Annotated in this window: 23 protein-coding genes; 14 read left to right on the top strand and 9 right to left on the bottom strand. The window is 65.5% G+C overall.

The window, feature by feature from the left end:
* Window positions 1–5 precede the first annotated feature (5 nt).
* The 10 genes from bchL to hemA are packed head-to-tail and all read left to right on the top strand — an operon-like array spanning window position 6 to window position 8,335.
* A complete protein-coding gene (bchL, locus tag J2X37_RS03580) occupies window positions 6–902 on the top strand; it encodes a ferredoxin:protochlorophyllide reductase (ATP-dependent) iron-sulfur ATP-binding protein (RefSeq protein WP_310017820.1) in 897 nt (298 codons plus the stop codon).
* On the top strand, window positions 902–1,603 hold the full coding sequence (bchM, locus tag J2X37_RS03575) for a magnesium protoporphyrin IX methyltransferase (RefSeq protein WP_310017818.1): 702 nt from the start codon (window positions 902–904) through the stop codon (window positions 1,601–1,603). Before bchL ends, bchM begins: the two co-directional genes overlap by 1 nt.
* Window positions 1,603–3,045 (top strand): BCD family MFS transporter, encoded by a 1,443-nt coding sequence (locus J2X37_RS03570; RefSeq protein ID WP_310017815.1) that lies wholly within the window; start codon window positions 1,603–1,605, stop codon window positions 3,043–3,045. The genes bchM and J2X37_RS03570 overlap by 1 nt, the downstream gene beginning before the upstream one ends.
* A 22-nt stretch (window positions 3,046–3,067) precedes the next feature.
* Window positions 3,068–3,829 (top strand): photosynthetic reaction center subunit H, encoded by a 762-nt coding sequence (puhA, locus tag J2X37_RS03565; RefSeq protein ID WP_310017813.1) that lies wholly within the window; start codon window positions 3,068–3,070, stop codon window positions 3,827–3,829.
* On the top strand, window positions 3,820–4,449 hold the full coding sequence (gene puhB, locus J2X37_RS03560; RefSeq protein ID WP_310017810.1) for a photosynthetic complex putative assembly protein PuhB: 630 nt from the start codon (window positions 3,820–3,822) through the stop codon (window positions 4,447–4,449). The genes puhA and puhB overlap by 10 nt, the downstream gene beginning before the upstream one ends.
* Window positions 4,446–4,931: a photosynthetic complex assembly protein PuhC gene (gene puhC, locus J2X37_RS03555; protein ID WP_310017808.1), complete on the top strand. Its 486-nt coding sequence runs from the start codon at window positions 4,446–4,448 to the stop codon at window positions 4,929–4,931. The genes puhB and puhC overlap by 4 nt, the downstream gene beginning before the upstream one ends.
* The gene (locus J2X37_RS03550) at window positions 4,928–5,215 is read left to right on the top strand and encodes a hypothetical protein (protein ID WP_310017806.1); all 288 of its coding nucleotides are present in this window, start codon (window positions 4,928–4,930) and stop codon (window positions 5,213–5,215) included. The genes puhC and J2X37_RS03550 overlap by 4 nt, the downstream gene beginning before the upstream one ends.
* Entirely contained in the window at window positions 5,212–6,300 is a 1,089-nt protein-coding gene (gene acsF, locus J2X37_RS03545) for a magnesium-protoporphyrin IX monomethyl ester (oxidative) cyclase (protein WP_310017804.1), read from the top strand. Before J2X37_RS03550 ends, acsF begins: the two co-directional genes overlap by 4 nt.
* Window positions 6,294–7,082, top strand: coding sequence for a putative photosynthetic complex assembly protein PuhE (puhE, locus tag J2X37_RS03540; RefSeq protein ID WP_310017801.1), 789 nt, complete (start codon window positions 6,294–6,296; stop codon window positions 7,080–7,082). Before acsF ends, puhE begins: the two co-directional genes overlap by 7 nt.
* A 32-nt stretch (window positions 7,083–7,114) precedes the next feature.
* Window positions 7,115–8,335: a 5-aminolevulinate synthase gene (gene hemA / locus J2X37_RS03535; protein ID WP_310017799.1), complete on the top strand. Its 1,221-nt coding sequence runs from the start codon at window positions 7,115–7,117 to the stop codon at window positions 8,333–8,335.
* A 73-nt stretch (window positions 8,336–8,408) separates the two neighbouring features.
* On the opposite strand, the gene J2X37_RS03530 is transcribed toward hemA, so the two are convergent.
* The 3 genes from J2X37_RS03530 to J2X37_RS03520 form a co-directional block, all read right to left on the bottom strand.
* The gene (locus J2X37_RS03530; protein WP_310017797.1) at window positions 8,409–8,915 is read right to left on the bottom strand and encodes a cytochrome c family protein; all 507 of its coding nucleotides are present in this window, start codon (window positions 8,913–8,915) and stop codon (window positions 8,409–8,411) included.
* Window positions 8,916–9,117: 202 nt separating this feature from the next.
* Entirely contained in the window at window positions 9,118–10,089 is a 972-nt protein-coding gene (locus tag J2X37_RS03525) for an acyl-CoA dehydrogenase family protein (RefSeq protein WP_310017795.1), read from the bottom strand.
* Window positions 10,086–11,237 (bottom strand): acyl-CoA dehydrogenase family protein, encoded by a 1,152-nt coding sequence (locus J2X37_RS03520; RefSeq protein WP_310017792.1) that lies wholly within the window; start codon window positions 11,235–11,237, stop codon window positions 10,086–10,088. The genes J2X37_RS03525 and J2X37_RS03520 overlap by 4 nt, the downstream gene beginning before the upstream one ends.
* Window positions 11,238–11,516: 279 nt before the next feature.
* Here J2X37_RS03520 and J2X37_RS03515 point away from each other — a divergent pair, with 279 nt between their 5' ends.
* The 3 genes from J2X37_RS03515 to J2X37_RS03505 are packed head-to-tail and all read left to right on the top strand — an operon-like array spanning window position 11,517 to window position 13,689.
* The gene (locus J2X37_RS03515; RefSeq protein WP_310017790.1) at window positions 11,517–11,960 is read left to right on the top strand and encodes a DUF983 domain-containing protein; all 444 of its coding nucleotides are present in this window, start codon (window positions 11,517–11,519) and stop codon (window positions 11,958–11,960) included.
* Window positions 11,953–12,273, top strand: coding sequence for a hypothetical protein (locus tag J2X37_RS03510; RefSeq protein ID WP_310017788.1), 321 nt, complete (start codon window positions 11,953–11,955; stop codon window positions 12,271–12,273). Before J2X37_RS03515 ends, J2X37_RS03510 begins: the two co-directional genes overlap by 8 nt.
* Window positions 12,274–12,306: 33 nt before the next feature.
* Window positions 12,307–13,689, top strand: coding sequence for a PLP-dependent aminotransferase family protein (locus J2X37_RS03505; RefSeq protein ID WP_310017786.1), 1,383 nt, complete (start codon window positions 12,307–12,309; stop codon window positions 13,687–13,689).
* A 151-nt stretch (window positions 13,690–13,840) separates the two neighbouring features.
* On the opposite strand, the gene J2X37_RS03500 is transcribed toward J2X37_RS03505, so the two are convergent.
* Both J2X37_RS03500 and J2X37_RS03495 read right to left on the bottom strand, forming a co-directional pair.
* Window positions 13,841–14,548, bottom strand: a complete 708-nt coding sequence (locus J2X37_RS03500) for an META domain-containing protein (RefSeq protein WP_310017784.1) — start codon at window positions 14,546–14,548, stop codon at window positions 13,841–13,843.
* 688 nt (window positions 14,549–15,236) lie between these two features.
* The gene (locus J2X37_RS03495) at window positions 15,237–15,467 is read right to left on the bottom strand and encodes a hypothetical protein (protein ID WP_310017782.1); all 231 of its coding nucleotides are present in this window, start codon (window positions 15,465–15,467) and stop codon (window positions 15,237–15,239) included.
* A 302-nt stretch (window positions 15,468–15,769) separates the two neighbouring features.
* Between J2X37_RS03495 and J2X37_RS03490 the strand changes: the two genes are divergently transcribed.
* Window positions 15,770–16,597 carry a KilA-N domain-containing protein gene (locus tag J2X37_RS03490; RefSeq protein WP_310017781.1) on the top strand — a complete coding sequence of 276 codons (828 nt, stop codon included), beginning with the start codon at window positions 15,770–15,772 and terminating at the stop codon, window positions 16,595–16,597.
* Between the two features lie 143 nt (window positions 16,598–16,740).
* Here the strand turns inward: J2X37_RS03490 and J2X37_RS03485 are convergent, their stop codons facing one another.
* The 4 genes from J2X37_RS03485 to J2X37_RS03470 all read right to left on the bottom strand — a co-directional run bounded on the left by J2X37_RS03485 (window position 16,741) and on the right by J2X37_RS03470 (window position 18,440).
* Window positions 16,741–17,010, bottom strand: coding sequence for a hypothetical protein (locus J2X37_RS03485; RefSeq protein WP_310017779.1), 270 nt, complete (start codon window positions 17,008–17,010; stop codon window positions 16,741–16,743).
* Window positions 17,007–17,369, bottom strand: a complete 363-nt coding sequence (locus J2X37_RS03480; protein ID WP_310017777.1) for a hypothetical protein — start codon at window positions 17,367–17,369, stop codon at window positions 17,007–17,009. Before J2X37_RS03480 ends, J2X37_RS03485 begins: the two co-directional genes overlap by 4 nt.
* Window positions 17,370–17,496: 127 nt before the next feature.
* Window positions 17,497–18,243, bottom strand: coding sequence for a Rha family transcriptional regulator (locus tag J2X37_RS03475; protein ID WP_310017776.1), 747 nt, complete (start codon window positions 18,241–18,243; stop codon window positions 17,497–17,499).
* Window positions 18,240–18,440: a hypothetical protein gene (locus J2X37_RS03470; protein ID WP_310017774.1), complete on the bottom strand. Its 201-nt coding sequence runs from the start codon at window positions 18,438–18,440 to the stop codon at window positions 18,240–18,242. The genes J2X37_RS03475 and J2X37_RS03470 overlap by 4 nt, the downstream gene beginning before the upstream one ends.
* Window positions 18,441–18,505 lie beyond the last annotated feature (65 nt).

Genomic DNA, 18,505 nt, shown 5'->3' with positions numbered 1-18,505 from the left:
AAGCGATGAACCTGATCGAATCCAGAGTGAAGTTCCTGCCCCCCGACGGCGAGGGTTCGGTGCAGGTCAGGCTCGACCCACAGGACGCGATCAAGGGCGCCAAGGTCTTCGCCGTCTATGGCAAGGGCGGGATCGGCAAGTCGACGACTTCGTCCAACCTTTCCGCCGCCTTCTCCAAGCTGGGCCACCGGGTGCTGCAGATCGGCTGCGACCCCAAGCACGATTCGACCTTCACGCTCACCAAGAAGCTGATGCCGACCGTGATCGACGTGCTCGAGACGGTCGAGTTCCATGCCGAGGAACTGCGGCCCGAGGACTACATGTTCGAAGGCTACAACGGGGTCATGTGCGTCGAGGCGGGCGGCCCACCGGCGGGCACCGGCTGCGGCGGATATGTCGTGGGCCAGACGGTCAAGCTCCTGAAGCAGCACCACTTGCTGGAGGATACCGACGTCGTCATCTTCGACGTGCTCGGCGATGTCGTGTGCGGCGGGTTCGCGGCGCCGTTGCAGCATGCCGAACGCGCGCTGGTCGTCGCCGCCAACGACTTCGACAGCATCTTCGCCATGAACCGCATTGTCGCCGCGATCGGGGCAAAGGCGAAGAACTACGACGTGCGCCTTGCCGGCGTCATCGCCAACCGCTCCGCCGCGACCGACGAGATCGACCGTTTTTCCGACGCGATCGGCATGAAGCGGCTGGCGCATTTCAGGGATCTCGACGCGATCCGTCGCAGCCGGCTCAAGAAGTGCACGCTGTTCGAGATGGACGATACGCCCGAGGTCCTCGCCGCGCAGGAGGAATACCTGCGCCTTGCCCGCATGCTCTGGGCCGGGGTCGACCCGGTCGAGGCCAGGCCGATGAAGGACCGCGACATTTTCGATTTCCTGGGGTTCGAATGATGGCAACGCAGGCACCCACCCGATACGATCTCCAGCGCGAGAAGCTGGCAGACTATTTCGACGGCACCGCGCGCAAGGCGTGGATCGACCTGACCTCCGACGTGAAGGTCAGCGGCATCCGCGCCACCGTCCGAGCTGGGCGCGAACGGATGCGGGCGCAGCTGCTCGGCTGGCTCCCCGCGGACCTGCGCCGCCGGCGCGTGCTCGATGCGGGGTGCGGCACCGGCGCGCTCAGCATCGATGCCGCCTGCCTCGGCGCCGAAGTCGTCGCGGTCGACATTGCCGGCGGGCTCGTCGACATCGCCCGCAACCGTGCGCCGCGCTTTCTCGGCCATGGCCGGATCGACTGGCACGTGGGCGACATGCTCGATCCCGATCTGGGCACGTTCGATCACGTCGTCGCGATGGACTCGCTGATCCACTATCGGCCCGACGATCTCGTCGCCACGCTGGCGGCATTGACCGGCCGGGCGCGCGAAACGGTGATCTTCACCTTCGCCCCGCACACGCCGCTGCTCGGCGCCATGCACAGCGCGGGCAAGCTGTTTCCGCGCGGCAACCGTTCCCCCGCCATCGTCCCGGTGAACGAGGACCGCCTGCGCCGTCGCCTCGCCGATCTCGACGGATGGAAGGTCGCGAGAACCGGCCGGATCGCCAGCGGGTTCTACACCTCCCAGGCCATGGAACTGGTACGCGCCTGATGCGCCCCGCCGCCCGCCTTGCGCCGAACTGGAGCCGGGTCGCCACGACCTGGCTGCCGTTCGCCGACGCGGCGAGCGACGGGCTGCCGCTGGCAAGGCTGCTGCGGCTGGCGCTGTTCCAGGTAAGCGTCGGGATGACGATGGTGCTGCTTAACGGCACGCTCAACCGGGTGATGATCGTCGAACTCGGCACACCGGCCTGGCTGGTCGCATCGCTGATCGCCCTGCCCCTGCTGTTCGCCCCGTTCCGCGCGCTGATCGGCCATCGTTCCGACACCCACCGTTCGGTGCTGGGCTGGCGGCGGGTGCCCTACATCTGGTTCGGCACGCTGATGCAGTTCGGCGGGCTGGCGATCATGCCCTTCGCGCTGCTGCTGCTGGGCCGCGAGGAGGATTTCGCGATCGGGCTGGGGGCGAGCGCGCTGGCCTTCATCCTGGCAGGCGCCGGGATGCACACCACGCAGACGGCGGGCCTCGCGCTCGCCACCGATCTCGCGCCGGAGGACAAGCGGCCGCGCGCGGTCGCCCTGCTCTACGTCATGCTGCTGGCCGGGATGATGCTGTCGGCGCTGCTGATCAGTTCGCTGCTGATCGATTTCACGCCGACGCGGCTGGTGCAGGTGATCCAGGGGGCGGCGGTGCTGACCGTGGTGCTCAACATCATCGCCCTGTGGAAGCAGGAGGCGCGCAACGCTGCGGTCGCCGCGCACGACACGCCGCGCCCACCGTTCGCGCAAGTCTGGCAGCAATTCACGGCAGAGCCGGAAACGCGCCGCCTGCTGACCGCCATCGGCCTCGGCGCTGCCGCGTTTGCCATGCAGGACGCGCTGCTCGAACCCTATGGCGGCGAAGTGCTCGGCCTTTCGGTCGGCGCAACGACCGGGCTGACCGGTGCCTGGGCTTTCGGCACCCTGCTCGGCTTTGCGATGACGGCGAAGCGGCTGGAGCAGGGAACGGAGCCGCTGCGGCTGGCGGGTTTCGGCGTCGCCATCGGCGTCGCGGCCTTCATGCTGGTGATCTTCGCCGCGCCGCTTGCGCTGCCGGCGCTGCTGCTGTGCGGAGCCATCGCGATCGGCTTCGGCGGCGGGCTGTTTTCGGTCGGCACGCTGGTCGCGGCCATGCGGCTCGCCCGCGATGGCACGAGCGGCATCGCGCTGGGCGCATGGGGCGCAGTGCAGGCGAGCGCGGCCGGGCTTGCCATCGCGACCGGCGGCATCCTGCGCGACATCATCTCGCGCTACGCCGTCGCCGACGGACTGGGCGCGACCGTCGCGGTTCGCGCCACCGGTTACACCAGCGTCTATCTCCTCGAGATCGTCCTCCTGCTGGCCACACTGGTCGTGGTTGGTCCCCTCGTCGGTCGCAAGCTGCACACACTGCCAAGAAACGAACTGCCAAGTCCAGGCCAGGCCCGCTTCGGGCTGACCGAATTTCCAACCTGACCCTGCGGGAAAGGAAAGTGCCATGAGCGGAAATATCGTGGGATTCATCGATGTCGCGGAGCTTGCGCTCTACGCCTTTACCCTGTTTTTCTTCGCACTCGTCTTCTGGCTGCGACGCGAGGACCGGCGCGAAGGCTATCCGCTCGAGGACGAACTGACCGGCGCCATCGAGAGCGCCGGCGGACCGCTGCACACCGCCGCGACCAAGTCGTTCCGGCTGCCCTTCGGCAAGGGCACCGTTACGGCCCCGACACAGGGCCGCGAGCCGGTGAACATCGCCGCGCGCCGGACCGAGAACTTCGGCGGGGCGCCCTACAGCCCGACCGGGAATCCGCTGGCCGATGGCATTGGCCCTGCCGCCTTTGCCGACCGCGCCAAGTGGCCCGACATCGACGCCCACGGCAAGCCGCGCATCGTGCCGATCTCGACCGATGCCGCGATCACGGTCGCGCCTGCCAGCATCGATCCGCGCGGGCTCAAGGTGATCGGCGCCGACGGCAAGGTGGCCGGCACGGTCAGCGACCTATGGGTCGACCGGGCGGAACACATGATCCGCTACCTCGCCATCGAAACGGGCAGCGGCGCAGTGCTGGCGCCGATGGCGATGGCGCTGGTGCGCCGCGACCATGTCTCGATCGACGCGATCAACGCCGCCGACTTTGCCGGGGCACCGCGCCCGGCCGCCGCCGCCGAAATCACCCGGTACGAGGAAGAGCGCGTCGTCGCCTATTACGGCGGAGGCTACCTCTACGCCAATGCCGACAGGCAGGAGCCGTGGCTGTGATACCCACCGAATACGAGCATGAGCCGATCCGCGGCCTGCCCGGCGATCTGCCACCGGGGGAAAGCATCCTGTGGCAGGGCTCGCCCGACCGGCGCGTCTTTGCCCGCAGCGCGCTCCACGCCCGCTGGATCGGTGTCTATTTTGCCCTGATCGCCGCCATGGCGCTGATCGGGGGCAGCCTCGGCGGAATGCTCGCCGCGATCGCCTCCGCCGCGGCGGTCATCGGGCTCCTCGTGCTGTTCGCGGCGATGGTGGCGCGCACCACCGTCTACACGATCACCAACCGCCGCGTGGTCCTGCGGATCGGGGTGGCGCTGAACAAGTGCGTCAATCTTCCCCTCGCCACGATCGGCTCGGCCCAGTTGCGCGACCAGGGCGGCGGTTTTGGCGACATCGTTCTGGTGCCCTGCGTCGCACACGGCCTCGGCTATGCCATGCTTTGGCCCCATGCCCGCCCGCTGCGCCTGTCGCGGCCGCAGCCGATGCTGCGGGCGATTCCCCAAGCGGAGCGGGTGGCGGATCTCCTGGCGCAGGCATGCGCCGCGGTCACGCCCGTGATGCGGAGCGATGTGCCCGTCATGGAGCCGCTGACAGTTCCGGTGCGGGAGATCGCCGCATGAGCCACGCGCACGACCATGCCAACACCGTCCCCGGCGCGGCCCTGGTGGCCGCCGCCGCGCTGGTCGGGTTCGCGCTCGCCATGACGGCGACGGTCAAGCTGGGCTGGCTCGATCGCGAGGCCGTTCCCGCCGTGGCGCGCGCGCAGGCCGATGTCGCGCCGGTCGCGACCCGCACCCTCCGCTTTTCGGACCGCGCCGACGGGTCGGTGCTGATCACCGATGCCGCAACCGGCGCCGTCGTTTCCACCGTTCCTCCCGGCGGCGAGCAGGGCGGTTTCATCCGCGGCGTGCTGCGCGGCCTCGCGCGGGAGCGCCACATGAACGGGGTCGGCCAAGTGCCGCCGTTCCGCCTGACCATGTGGCAGGACGGATCGCTGACACTGATCGACGAAGGCACCGGCCGCTCGGTCGAGCTAGGCGGCTTCGGATCCGACAACCGCGCCGCCTTTGCCGCGCTCCTGCCGGGGCGAAGCGGGTCATGACCGTGCGCCGCTTCGACATTCCCTGCCGCGTCTGCATCGAACAGAGCGAGGCGCATTTCCACGCCCATGTCGAGCTGGACGGCAACCTAGCGATCCATCCGGGCGACAGCGTGCGCGTTCATGGCGCGCCGATGCACGTCGCCTTCGGCCAGAGCGTCGTTTTCGAACGGATCGCCACGGTGACCCGCGCTGGCCCCCTGCTCCGCGCCTGGACCAAGATAGCCGCCTATCTCGACCTGTCCGAACTCTATGAAGTCAGCTTCAGCTCCGGGAGCCTGAAATGAACGCGCACACCCCGATCCCCGCCCATGCCGACGGCGGCGTCGCCCCCCGGCCCGACACGATGGCGATGGCCACGCACGAAACGGTCCTGAGCCCGCGCTTCTACACCACAGACTTCAAGGCGCTGGACAAGATCGACGTCTCGCTAGTGCGCGGCGAATGGGACGCGCTGATCGACGAGATGATCGAGGACCGCAACAAGCGCCACTTCCGCCGCGACGGCAGCTTCGACGGAGTGATCGAGAGCCTGGATCCGGAACTGCGCGCCGAGTTCATCGACTTCCTCGTCAGCTCGCTCACCGCCGAGTTCTCCGGCTGCATCCTTTATGCAGAGATTGCCAAGCGCACCAGCAACCCCGACGTGAAGCAATTGTTCAAGCTGCTCGCCCGCGACGAAAGCCGCCATGCCGGTTTCATCAACGAAACGCTGAAGGATGCCGGGATCGGCATCGACCTGGGCTTCCTGACGCGGACGAAGAAGTACACCTATTTCAAGCCGAAGTTCATCTGGTACGCGGTCTACCTGTCCGAAAAGATCGGATATGCCCGCTACATCTCGATCTTCCGGCATCTCGCCCGTCATCCCGACCAGCGCTTCCACCCGATCTTCCAGTGGTTCGAGGAATGGTGCAACGACGAGTTCCGCCACGGCGAGGCCTTCGCCCTGTTGATGCGCGCCGATCCCAAGCTGCTGAAGGGGCACAACAAGCTCTGGATCCGCTTCTTCCTGCTTTCGGTCTATGCGACGATGTACGTGCGCGACCATGGCCGGCTGGTCTTCCACAAGGCCTTGGGCGTCGATCCCACCGAATATGACTATCAGGTCTTCTCGATCTGCAACCAGATCAGCCGGCAGATCTTCCCGGTCGAGCTGGATATCGACGATCCCTTTTTCCGCAAGGGGATGGACCGCCTGCTGGCCGCGACCCGGCGGATCGACGAAGGCCGGGCGCGTGGCGGCATCGCCGGTGCGCTGATGCGCGTGGCCGGCATGGCAGGCGCGGGCGTCAGCTTCGCGCGGCTCTACCTGCACCGCACCCGTCGCAACGAGCTGCCCGAAACGATTAGGCTCCAGCCCGCATGGTAAGCTGGTCGGGCCATGTCCTGCCGGTGGTCGCGACCATCGCGATGTGGTTCCTGGCCACGGGCCTCATCGCGTGGCTCGACCATTGCGAGCGTGCGACCTTCCCGCGCAGCCTCGTGCTGGCGGGAGCGGGCGGAGTGGCGGGACTGGTCATCGTCGCCTGGTCGATGCAGTCGGCGACGATCGGCGGGGTCTACTGGGCCTTTGCGGGCGCGATCCTGATCTGGGCCTGGCACGAAATCGGTTTCCTGACCGGTGCGATAACCGGGCCCCGGCGCGAAGCGTGCCCCGAGGGCGCGGGCGGGTGGGAGCGTTTCTCACACGCCAGCGCGGCGATGGCCTGGCACGAGATCGCCCTGGCGCTGACCGCGCTCCTGCTGCTGTCGCTGACATGGAACGCGCCCAATCAAGTGGCCGCGATGGTCTTTCTGCTGCTTACCGTCCTGCGCCTCAGCACCAAGCTGGCGATCTTTGCCGGTGTGCCGAACATGAGCACCGACATGCTGCCGCCGCACCTCGGTTACCTGAAGTCCTATTTCGGCCCGCCGCGCTTCACCGCCATGTTGGCGGGCGGCATCGCCTTCAGCATCGCGCTGGCGGCGTGGATCGGCATCACCGCGATGGGCGCGCCTGCGGGCAGCGCCGATGCGGCGGGCGCCAGCCTGCTGTTCGCGCTCGCCGCGCTGGGCGCGCTCGAGCATATTTTTCTGGCCCTGCCGCTGCGCGACGGGGCACTCTGGGGATGGGCCTTGCCGGACCGTCGCCGCAACCTGCCGGAATCGTGAAGGGCCGGGATCACAAGGGAAGGAAACCGAGGATGGACTTCGAAGCCTATTTCAGGGGCGAGCTGGAAGCGGTCCGCAACGAGGGTCGCTACCGCGTCTTCACCGAGATCGAACGCCATCGCGGCCGGTTTCCGCAGGCGACCCGCTATGTCGGGGGGGAGACGACCGACGTCACCGTCTGGTGCTCCAACGACTATCTCGGCATGGGCCAGCACCCGGTGGTCATCGATGCGATGCACCGCGTGCTCGACGAATGCGGCGCGGGCGCGGGCGGAACGCGCAATATCTCGGGCACGAACCATCACCACGTTCTGCTGGAACGCGAATTGGCCGATCTTCACGGCAAGGACGCCGCGCTGCTCTTCACCAGCGGCTACGTCTCCAACTGGGCGGGCCTTGGCACGCTGTGCGCGCGCATCCCGGGCTGCGTCGTCTTCTCCGACGCGCTCAACCACGCCTCGATGATCGAAGGCATCCGCTACAGCCGCGCACCCTACAAGATCTGGTCGCACAACGATGTCGAGGATCTCGACCGCAAGCTGGGCGACTTCGGCCCCGACGTGCCCAAGCTGGTCGCTTTCGAGAGCGTCTATTCGATGGACGGCGACATCGCGCCCATCGCCGAGATCCTCGACGTCTGCGAAAAGCACGGGGCGATGAGCTATATCGACGAAGTGCACGCCGTCGGCCTCTATGGCCCGCGCGGCGGGGGCGTGGCCGAACGCGAAGGGCTGATGGATCGAATCACCGTGATCGAAGGAACGCTGGGCAAGGCCTTCGGCGTGATGGGCGGCTATATCGCGGCGTCGGCCGACCTGGTCGATTTCGTTCGCACTTTCGCCAGCGGATTCATCTTTTCCACCGCCCTGCCGCCGGCCGTGGCCGCAGGCGCCTGCGCCAGCATCAGGCACCTGAAGACCAGCGAGCGCGAACGCGAACTGCAACGCGACCGGGTGGCCACCGTTCGCCGCAGGTTGGACGGGCTGGGCATTCCGCATTTGCCCAATCCCAGTCACATCATCCCGGTGATGGTTGGCGATGCCAAGAAGTGCAAGATGATCAGCGACTGGCTGATGGACAACCACGGCATCTACGTCCAGCCGATCAACTACCCCACCGTTCCGCGCGGCACGGAACGGCTGCGGATCACGCCGTCGCCGGTGCACACCGACGGCGATATCGACCGGCTGATCGAGGCGCTGAGCGACATCTGGTCGCAGTGCGAATTGGCGAGAGGGGCCATCGCCGCCTGAAAAGCTTTGCTTACGAAAAAGGGGCGCGGATCAATCGGTCCGCGCCCCTTTTCCTATGTCGTGCTGGGATGACCTAGCTGCCGCCGGTTTCCAAGTAGGCAATCACGTCGGCACGGTCCTGACCCTTCGACAGGCCGGCGAAGGACATCTTCGTTCCCGGGATCACCCGCTGCGGCTTTTCCAGGTACTGATACAGCTTTTCCTTGGTCCAAGTGATGCCGCTGTTCTTGTTCGCCTCGCTGTAGCTGTAGCCTTCGACGGTGCCGGCCGCGCGTCCGACAACGCCGGCCAGAGAGGGCCCGACGCGGTTCACGCCGGGCTCAAGCACGTGGCAGGTCTTGCACTGGAGGAAAACCTGCTCGCCATGCGCGGCGTCGGGCGTCATGGAGGCCAGCGTGGTGCCGTCCAGCGTTTCGGTGTTATCTGCAGCGACCGCAGCCGCGCTCGTTTCGGCCGCGGGTGCGGCGGCGGGTTCCGCAGCCGCAGTCTCGGTCTCGGCTGTCGGTTCGCCGCCTCCACCGCAAGCGGCCAGTAATGCAAATGACGCAACCAATCCTGCCTTAGCCACTGTGCTCGTCATAGATCATCCTTTCCCTCGACCCACCGGACAGGCCCGTTTCGCAGCCGAACAGACCCATTTCCGTGGCATCAACACCCGAACGGCCGAAAGGTTCATACGGGCCGACAGGCTCACGCATTTTAACGCCGATTCGAGCGTATGCACAATTCGTAACGCACCTGTCCCTTGAACATATCCTCCGTATTCGCTGCGGCCTTCGGCGTCAGTCCGTTCGCGCGGTGAGGTCGGGCCAGAAGACGTCGGCGCCTGCGGCCAGGACCTTGCCTCCGATAGCCCCGGCCCAGAAGGAGTCGCCGCCGAATTCGCTGCGCCACGACCAAAGCCGACGGGTCAGCGGGTGGAGCGGATATTCCTCGGTGAAGCCGATCGCGCCGTGCGCCTGGTGAGCGATGGCGGTGCCGGTGCCGACCGCCTGGTTTGCGCGAAGCTTGGCCACGGCGATCTCGAATCTGCCGTCTCCCCGGTCCAGCGCCTGCGCCGCGCCGATCGCCGCGCAATTGGCCGCCGCCGCCTCGCACGCGAAGGTCGCGAGGTTCTGCTGCATGGCCTGGAACTTGGCCAAGGGACGTCCGAACTGCTTGCGATCGTTCGCATAGGCCACGGCCTGGGCCAGCGCGGCATCGAGCGCGCCGGCGATCTGCGCGGTGCGGGCGAATGCGCCCAGGGCGAAGACATCGGTCGCGGCCCTTTCGGCCCGACCGCCGGTGAGCATCCAGATGCCGCGGCCCTCGCCGCTCACGGTCTTGCGGGCGCTATGCTCGGCCCCGTCGCCTGCGACGACGATCGCGCCGCCCTCGAACGGAGCGACGACGTAGTCCGCGCCATCACCGGCGCAGACGCCCGTGATCGTGCCGGTGAAGCCGTCACTGTCCAGCGTGCCATCGGCGGACGCGGCCATGGTGCCGCGTCCCTCGAAGCCGAGCGGCGAAGCGATGTGGGCCGCGACGATCGCCTCCACCACCGGCAGGCCGAGCGCGTGGTAGCCCGCCAGCCGGAAAACGATGCGGGCATCGTCCCAGGTACCGCCGAAGCCGCCCGCATCCTCGTCGATGAGCAGCGAGGAGAGCGCCATCTCTTCGATCTGCGGCCAGCATTCGGCCAGCGAGGCGCCGGCGCCCAGTTCGGCGAAAAGACCGTCGGCCATTTCGCTCAGCATGGTCTGTTGTTCGTTCACCTGAGCCCGAGCCCCCGTGCGATGATGCCCTTGAGGATTTCGCGCGTGCCGCCGCGCAGAGAGAAGCTGGGCGACACCTGCAACAGGTAACCCAGCACGCGGGCGAGCGGATCGCCGCCGGCAAGGTCGAGTTCGACCGCCGCCTGCACGAGACCGGGCATCGCCTGTTCGTAGGTGTTGCCGAGGTCCTTGACCATCGTCGCCTCCAGCGCGGGATCGTCACCCTCGGCCAGTCTCGCCGCGACCGATGCGCTCATCTGGCGAAGCGTCCACATCTCGGCGGTCAGCCTGCCGACCAGCGCCTTGACCTCGTCGCTCGCGTCCGGCCCCACGGCGCGGATCAGTTCGATCAGCAGCGCCGTGCTCGACAGGTATCGTTCCGGCCCGGACCGTTCGAGCGACAGTTCCGCCGTCGCCTGTGCCCAGCCCTGCCCCTCGGTTCCGGCCAGCGCGGTTTCGGGCAGTTCGACGTTGTCGAACCAGACCTCGTTGAAATCGTGTCCGCCGGTCAGGTCGATGATCGGCTTCACCGTGACGCCCGGCGCGTCCATCGAGATGACGAATTGCGACAGGCCGGCGTTGCGTTCGGATCCCTCTTCCGACCGCACCAGCGCGATCATCAGGTGGGCGAAATGGGCGTTGGTGGTCCACACCTTCTGCCCGTCGATGACCCAGCGGTCACCCTTCCTGCGGGCGGTGGTGCGCACGGAGGCAAGGTCGGAGCCCGCCCCCGGCTCGGACAACCCGATACAGGCGAAAAGCTCGCCGCGGGCCATGCCGGGCACCCACTGCCGCTTCGCCTCCTCGCTGCCATAGCGCAGGATCATGCCGCCCGTCTGCCGATCCGCGATCCAGTGCGCACCGACCGGCGCGCCGAGCGCGAGCAGCTCTTCGAGCACGACATAGCGTTCGAGGCTGGACCGTTCGTGGCCGCCGTATTCCTTCGGCCAGACCATGCCGATGAGCCCCGCCTCGCCCAGTTTGCGGCTGAACGCGGGGTCGGGATGGGCCCAGGAATTGGCGCGCTTTGCGGGATCGGCGGCATCGCCCTGCTGCGCGAAATGTTCGGAAACCAGCGCGCGCACCCTCGCACGCAGCTCACCGGCCGTATCCGGCCAGGGAACGGGTTTGGCATGGAACGTCTGCAAGGTCGCGCACTCTCCGATTTTGCCGGGCCGGGTTAGCCCCGGACCCCAGCGGCATGATCAGGCCGACGCGGCGCGCGCCGGCTCTCCCCGCTGGCGATAGTGGCGCGGCGACCCGGAAATTACAAGCAGACATGATTGTTTTTCAGAGCTGCGCAGCAGAGGCTGCGCCGCGGCAGGAATATACGGGAGCATCCGATCCGTTTGCAGGTCGTTTTGTATTGACATTGTATGCATACAAAACTACCTGCCCCTCATCGTCTGACCGAGTGAGATTCCAGGATGACCCCCTACGATCCGAGCTCCGAAGCCAAGTTCGCCCGGATCCTGAAAAGCGGGTGGAAAGGGCTCTGTCCCCTTTGTGGCCGGGGGAAGATGTTCCGCAAATGGTTGAAGCTCAACGATCGATGCCCCAGCTGCGGGCTCGACTACAGCTTCGCCGCGCCGGACGATGGCCCCGCCTTCTTCTCGCTCTGCATCGTCGCCTTCCCCCTCACCTTTATCGCGGTCTGGATCCAGGCCGCGTTCGAACCGCCGTTCTGGGTGCATCTAGTCAGTTCCCTGCCGCTCCTCGTTCTGGGTTGCATATTCCCGCTGCAACCGATCAAGGGGTGGCTCGTCGCCTCGCAATACGTGAACGACGCGCAGGAGGCGGGCACCGGAAAGCTGTGGGCGCAGCTCAACGCCAGGGCCAGGCGGTCCGAAGTGGAAGCAAGCGATGAGTAGCCTTGCCACCTCGCCCGCCCTCACCGCCGCGCGAGAATTGGTCGCACAGATGTTCAACTCGCTGCGCCGGACCGACCTGGGTGCGCTCGTGGCCGCAGGCGAGGGGGACGATTTTCCCGAAGTCGTGATCGCGACGGCGCTCATGCAGGACCAGGCGGATCGCATGGCCCGTCAGGTCGATGCGCTTCGTCAATATGCCGATCCGGCCTTTTGGGACGACGACACACCCGGCGGCCCCCTTGCCGCGCACGACAGGGGCGAAATGGCACGCAACGTCCTGCTTGGCCGGCCCGCCTTCTTCCATCGCGACTAGCCGGCGAAAAGCGTTCTGAGGTAGGAGGCTGGCATGAAAGACTGGCTACCCGATCTGACGACCGCCAGCGGCCCCAAGTTCCTCGCCATCGCTGATGCGCTGGAGCGGGACATCGCGGCCGGGCGTCTGCCGGCGGGAACGAGGCTGCCTCCGCAGCGGGCCCTGGCCGAAGGGCTCGGGGTCGATCTCACCACCGTCACCCGCGGCTACGGAGAGGCGCAGCGACGCGGCATTCTCGGCAGCGAGGGGCGGCGCGGCAGCTTCGTCCTGTCGCCGCCCGCGAGCACCAGCGTCGATCTCGATGGGCCGGTCGAAACCGGCATGAATGCCCCTCCCGTGCCGGCGGGTAACGCACTGGCCGAAGCGTGGCGTTCGGCCACCGACATCCTGATGAGCCAGGGCCACATCCCCCCGCCGTTCCATTATCAGCCGAGCGGCGGAATGGCCTCTGTGCGCGCCGCCGGCGCCAGCCTGCTGCATGCCCGTGGGATGCCATGCGCGCCCGAAACCGTGGTCGTGACGGCGGGCGGTCAGAACGGCTTGCACGCCATCGTCAGCACGGCCTTTCGCCCCGGCGACACGATCGCGGTCGCGCCGTTCACCTACCCCGGATTCCTGTCGCTGGCGCGTCGGTACGGCCTCCGGCTCGTTGCCGTTCCCGCCGACGAAAACGGGATCCTGCCCGATGGCCTGGCGCAGATGTGCCGGTCCGAGAACATCGCCGGGCTCTACGTCATTCCGACCAACGACAACCCGACCACCGCAACGATGGACCTGCCAAGGCGCGCGGCGATCGCCGAGGTGGCCGCATCGCAAAACCTGCTGGTGATCGAAGACGATGCCTACGGGCTTCTCCCCGAAGTCGCGACGCCCTCCCTGGCATCGTTGGTGCCGGAACGCACCTTTCACATCTGCAGCGTGTCGAAGGTCATCTCGCCGGGCCTGCGCGTCGCCTGGGTTCGCACGCCGGACATCGGATCCGCGTGGCGCCTTTGCGCAGACCTGCACGAAACGGCGATCATGGCGCCGCCCTTCAACGCCGCGGTCGTGTCTGTCTGGCTCGAGACCGGCGACTTCTGGCGCCTGGCCGACGCGGTCCGCTGCGAAGTCCTTGCCCGCAACGACATCGTGGCCGAAACGTTGGAAGGGGGGAGCTACCGCGCGCGGCCCTGCGGCTACCACCTCTGGCTGCCTCTCCCGTCGGGGCGGGATCCTTCGACCATCATCGACGTGCTGCGACCCTATGGCCTCTCGCTAAGCGCCTCCGACGCGTTCGCGGTCGCGGGAACGGGCGCCCCTCCTGCCATGCGCGTCTCGACCGGCGGGTTGATTACTCGGCAGGGGCTCCGGTCGGCCCTGACCCTGCTGCGCGAGATGACCGGCGATTCCCCCGTGCAGAAGGTATCGCTGGTCTAGAATCGCGCAAAATGGTCACCTATTGAATGAAGATCGTGCCCTTCATGCCGAAGGCCTTGTGCATGAAGGGGGTGCAGGTCACCCTTTAGGAACCAGCCGAAGGGACCAAGCGGATGGGAGGACTGCTGTCAGACCCACTGCATGGCCAATGCTAGTTTGCCGGCAAAGGCTTCCAGGCATAGATGCCGCCATCTGCTTGAAGCGCGAGATAGAGCATTCCTCCGCGCAGGGTGTAGGAACGAATACGCGAGAGGTCAGCCGCGATCCGGGCATCCATGGCGCCTGGTCCGCACATGGCACGCGTCATAGCGCCAGGCGAAAAGGTGAGACCGCCGCCGCTGGCAGAGGTGGGTTCCGCCGTCCATTGCGCACGAGCGCGATTACAGTCGAGTTGCAAATCTGCCGACCCGTCGGAGCCGAAGGTCAAGGTATACAACTCAAGCCGCGGCGGGACTATCCGGCCGACGGCATCGTCAGACGATTCAAAATATTCGAGCGTCCAGCTGCTACCGCCAAGGGAAGCGATTGGCGGTTGGATTTGCGGCTGTTTCATCGCCCAATCCTGATCCCTGCACTGCTGCACTTCGCCCGATGGGAGGGTCCAGCGAAGTTCATGCTCTTTACCGCGCAAGTCGTGCCCGCCGCCCGAATACTGGAAGCCCGACGCCACAGGCCGAGCCGTCAGATCAATCTCCCCATCAGGGCTTCGCAGTCGTGCAAGATCGGTTGTGAAATCAACCTCCATCACTGTTCCGCGCTCACAAAGATAAGTGACTGTCCTGACTGACTCTTCCGGCTCAATTGCGCACCCGCTCAAGACCATAGGAATGAGGACCAGAAGCTTCGTGTGATAGGTCATCAAAATCCCCCTAGGCTGAATGAACCGACCTCGAACAGGCTCACTATTTGCGAGATTTTCGGGCACCCCCCCCGAAAATATCTCGGGCATTTGACAAAGTCACTTTTCAAATCAAGTGAAACCTAAAGACGCCCTTATGGGCTCTTAACTCACTTATCATCGCCAGAAGAGCAACGGGGCCGCCAGAGCAACGGTGGAGAAGCAACGGCGGGGCAGCGGTGGAAACGCGCTGCCACGCGGCGCGAATCCTTGAGGCGACCGAACAAGAAATCTATGCGGTCGCGCCATTTGTATCGGCGCTTATCGTACTGGATTGGAAGAGAACGGGATGTCCGGACCGGAACATAGGGGGTGATACCTTTCTGCTCCCGTGCATCCTTGACCAGGCGGCGTTATGGCTCCGATCGACGAGCAAGTTGACGCCCAGAGCTTCGCGTCGAACGAAGCTCGGCACCCTGCATAAAACAGCTAAGTCATTGGAAAAATGGTAGCGGAGGAGCGCTCTGGCCTTGACCGTACCTTGCGCAGGATCAGGGTCTGAACACGAAAAGCGGCGGTACCAAAAACCCATATCGCGCCTTGATTTACCGAGAGATAATCGCGGAACGCGGTCTTTTCGGCGCACGACAAATCAAAGACTTGCAGCCGTTTTGCGGAATGGATTGAGGCGAGTTTTCCGCCGCCTCGATCACCACTCCGCCGCAGCCGGCGAGATCGTCGCGCCGCGGTGACCGCAGCCGGAACAGCGCATCCGACCGCCCACCTTGTCAACCTGCATCGAGGCGCGCAGCCGGTGCAGTTCGCGCATCAGCGAGACCGCGTTCCAGTCAACGGCATGCCCGCACGACTGGCACGTCACGCGGACGGCATATCCGCGCCGGGCGTACTCGTTGATCGATTCGAGGCTGTACCGGGCCATCCGGGCTGGATGGAACATTTGTGGAACGAGGGTCAAGGTGACGCATTTGGCCGAGAACAGATCGCTGAAACAAGTTGAGGGAAAGCAGCGCGTTACGCACGGATCCGGGGATAAACCCGCGAACTACATCCGATATAAAGAATGAGATGGTAAACGAAAAAGTCCCACCAAGCTTTGGGGGCTGGCGGGACTTTCGTTGACTAAGGGCTGGAGGGCCCTTCGCCGTGCTTTCATCGCTCGTATGTTGTAGCGAGCACAAGCGGTCAAGAGCCTTCCCCAGCCTGTGCATAAGGCTGTAGAATATGACGACCGAGAACCAATTAGCACTCGTACCGCACACCCATCAGGGCTCGCTGATCCATCAGCGATCGCAAGATGGGTTCATCAATGGCACCGCAATGTGCAAGGCGGTGGGGAAGCTCTACAATGACTACTCCCGGCTCAAGAACACCGGCGAGTTCTTTGCGGCGCTTTCCGGGTCTACGGGAATTCCCGTAGACCGATTGACGCTTACGATCGCGAGCGGCCCCAACGAGGCGCGGGGCACCTGGGTTCATCCGCAAGTTGCTATCAACCTTGCCCAATGGGCTTCGCCGGAATTTGCCGTCAAGGTGACCGAGTGGGTCTATGACTGGATGCTCGGTCGCGATCCGACCGATCGGATCTGGGCGCAATTCGAAGATCGCGTATCTCTCGTCTACGACAATGTGCCGGCAGGGTATTGGTGCGTATTCCGCGAGATCGCCGATCTTTTCGCGGCTCTCATTTCTCGCGGGATTGATCCCGGCACGCGGATGATCCTCGACATCAGCGTTGGTTTGCATTGGTCTAAATACTGGAAGGAGCAAGATCTTGAGGCCAGCTTCGGTGAGAGACAGTATTTCGACCACTATTATCCAGAGATGTTCAGCCAGGCGTTTTCAAACCCCCAAGTCGCATCGTGCTATCCGGATGAAGCCCTCGCGGTATTTCGCAGGTGGGTGCGTGAGGTCTACGTTCCGCAGAAGATGCCCGCATATCTAAAATCGCAGGTCAGCAAGAGGAAGATCCCGGCGCAGCTGGCAAATAATGCGATCGCAGCACTTGAGCAGCGGGCAGCCAATCGAGCTCTCCCGCGAAAGTCCGCCTAAAGGACGAGGCGGGGCTTCGGCCCCGCCGCTACCTAACCCCGCACACCGCCGCGATCACCGCGTTGTTCGCGATCACCTGCCGCTTCGTTTCGTCGGTATCGAAGCGCGACAGTTCCACGATGCGCAGGTGATCGCACATCGGGTCAGTCCCGGTAGTGTCCGTCTTCGTTCCGGTTGATGGCTGCGTCTGGATCGCTGGTGACGACGGCGCCGGTCCCGCCTTCCCCGCGCACGCTGCGCTCAGCAGCAGCGCGAGCGGCGCCAGACTTGTTCTCAATGTCATTGGCGGCCCTTTCCGATTCGAGTTGTTCCTCGGCCCTGCCGGCCCGTTCCTCGGCCGTCGCCGGCTGCTGCCCCGGCATGAACCGGCGCAGCAGCCAACCGAACAGCGCGCTGAGAAGGGCGCGGATCATGCCGGCAGGAACGCCGCCTTGAAGTCGTCGACCAGCGACTCGATCAGCTGCCGCAGCACGCTGAGGCCGGTGGCGATCAGGCCGGACAGCCCACCGTTGTCGGCAAAGGCGCGATAGGCGGCGATCGCCTTGTCGAAGACCAGGGCGAACTTCTCCGAACCCGACAGGCCGGTGTGCGACGCGGCCGAGATCAGGTTCATGATCGCGGTGCCCAGCGAGGTTTCCTTGATCAGCGCCACGGCCTTCTGCCCGGCGGTGATCGGCACGTCCTTCAGGAAGTCGAGCGCCTTTTCGCCCCACTCCTTGGCTTCCTCGATGATCGGCTCGATCGCGATCTCGATGTCGTCGATGATGCTCACTTCTCGTCTCCTTGCTCCACCGGCACGGGATGCGCCGGGTTGTTGGTCGGTCTGCTGATGTCCAACGCCATTGGGGCCGGGCAGCCATGCCGCCCGGCCTGATGAAAACCCGAAACTCGGTCGTTACTTATGCGGCGATCGCCACCCCGGTGCGCCAGTGCCCATTGCTGTGCACGGTCCGCACCCCTGCCCGCGTCAGGATCCTGCCAAAGCCGAAGACCGACACCGGATCGTGCCCGTTTGCCTCGCACCATCGCAGGTAGTGGCGGTGCAGATCCTGCGTCTTGATCCGCGGGGCGTTGCCGTCCATCGCCAGGCACTCGCTCATCCATGCCAGGATGCCGACATCGCCCACTTGCGACAGGTCGACCCGGCTGTTCTCGTGGCGCAGTTCTACCGGCATGTCAGGCGTCGGCAGCCCCAGCTGCATCCATATGCGCCGAGCCCCGTTCTTGCCGAACACGTGCCGCGCCTCGCGAATGACCGACAGCGCCAGCTGCATCTCCTCCGGCGCGCCGACGGGGACCAGGGGCGCCTTGGTCGGTTCCGGATCGGTCAGTTCCGCTTCCATCGCATTGAACGCGTCAAGGAAGTGGACCTTCCACTCCAGCGCCTTCACGCCGGTGAAGCCCATGGCCAGCAGGCAGAACCCGTCGCGGGTCATTTCGTAGGACCGGACTTCGCGTTCCGCTCCCTTGCCGACTTCGACCGTTTCCATCATCGGCCGAAAATTCGGCCGATGATCCTCCGGCAACGCCTCGATCAACCTGTCGATCGAGGCCAGAACATGTTTGTGCTGCTTCTCGAAAATCTCTGCCACGGTGCGGCTGCTGGCCAGCGCATGCTCGCCAACGATACGGACCAACGCGTTCATGCCACCTCTCCCATCGGACGAAGCTCGGCAACCGCGATGCAGTCCCGCAAGACCTGCTCGATGGCCGAAAGCGCGCACTTTTCGTAATCGTGCATCTCTTCCGACGTCCGCACGAAATAGATCAGGCGGGACAGGTCTTCCAGTCGGCCGACAACGTTGGCAAGGCGATCGCGCGCATCACCGGAAAATTCGCGCAAGAATCCCGTTGTGCTGGCATCCACCGGAAAGCTAATGACTTTGGCAGCCTCTGGCATGGGTCACT

The sequence above is a fragment of the Croceicoccus sp. BE223 genome (assembly GCF_031457155.1).
Lineage (GTDB): Bacteria > Pseudomonadota > Alphaproteobacteria > Sphingomonadales > Sphingomonadaceae > Croceicoccus.
Note: the sequence above shows the minus strand (reverse complement) of the source record. Positions and strands in the feature narration are given on the sequence as shown.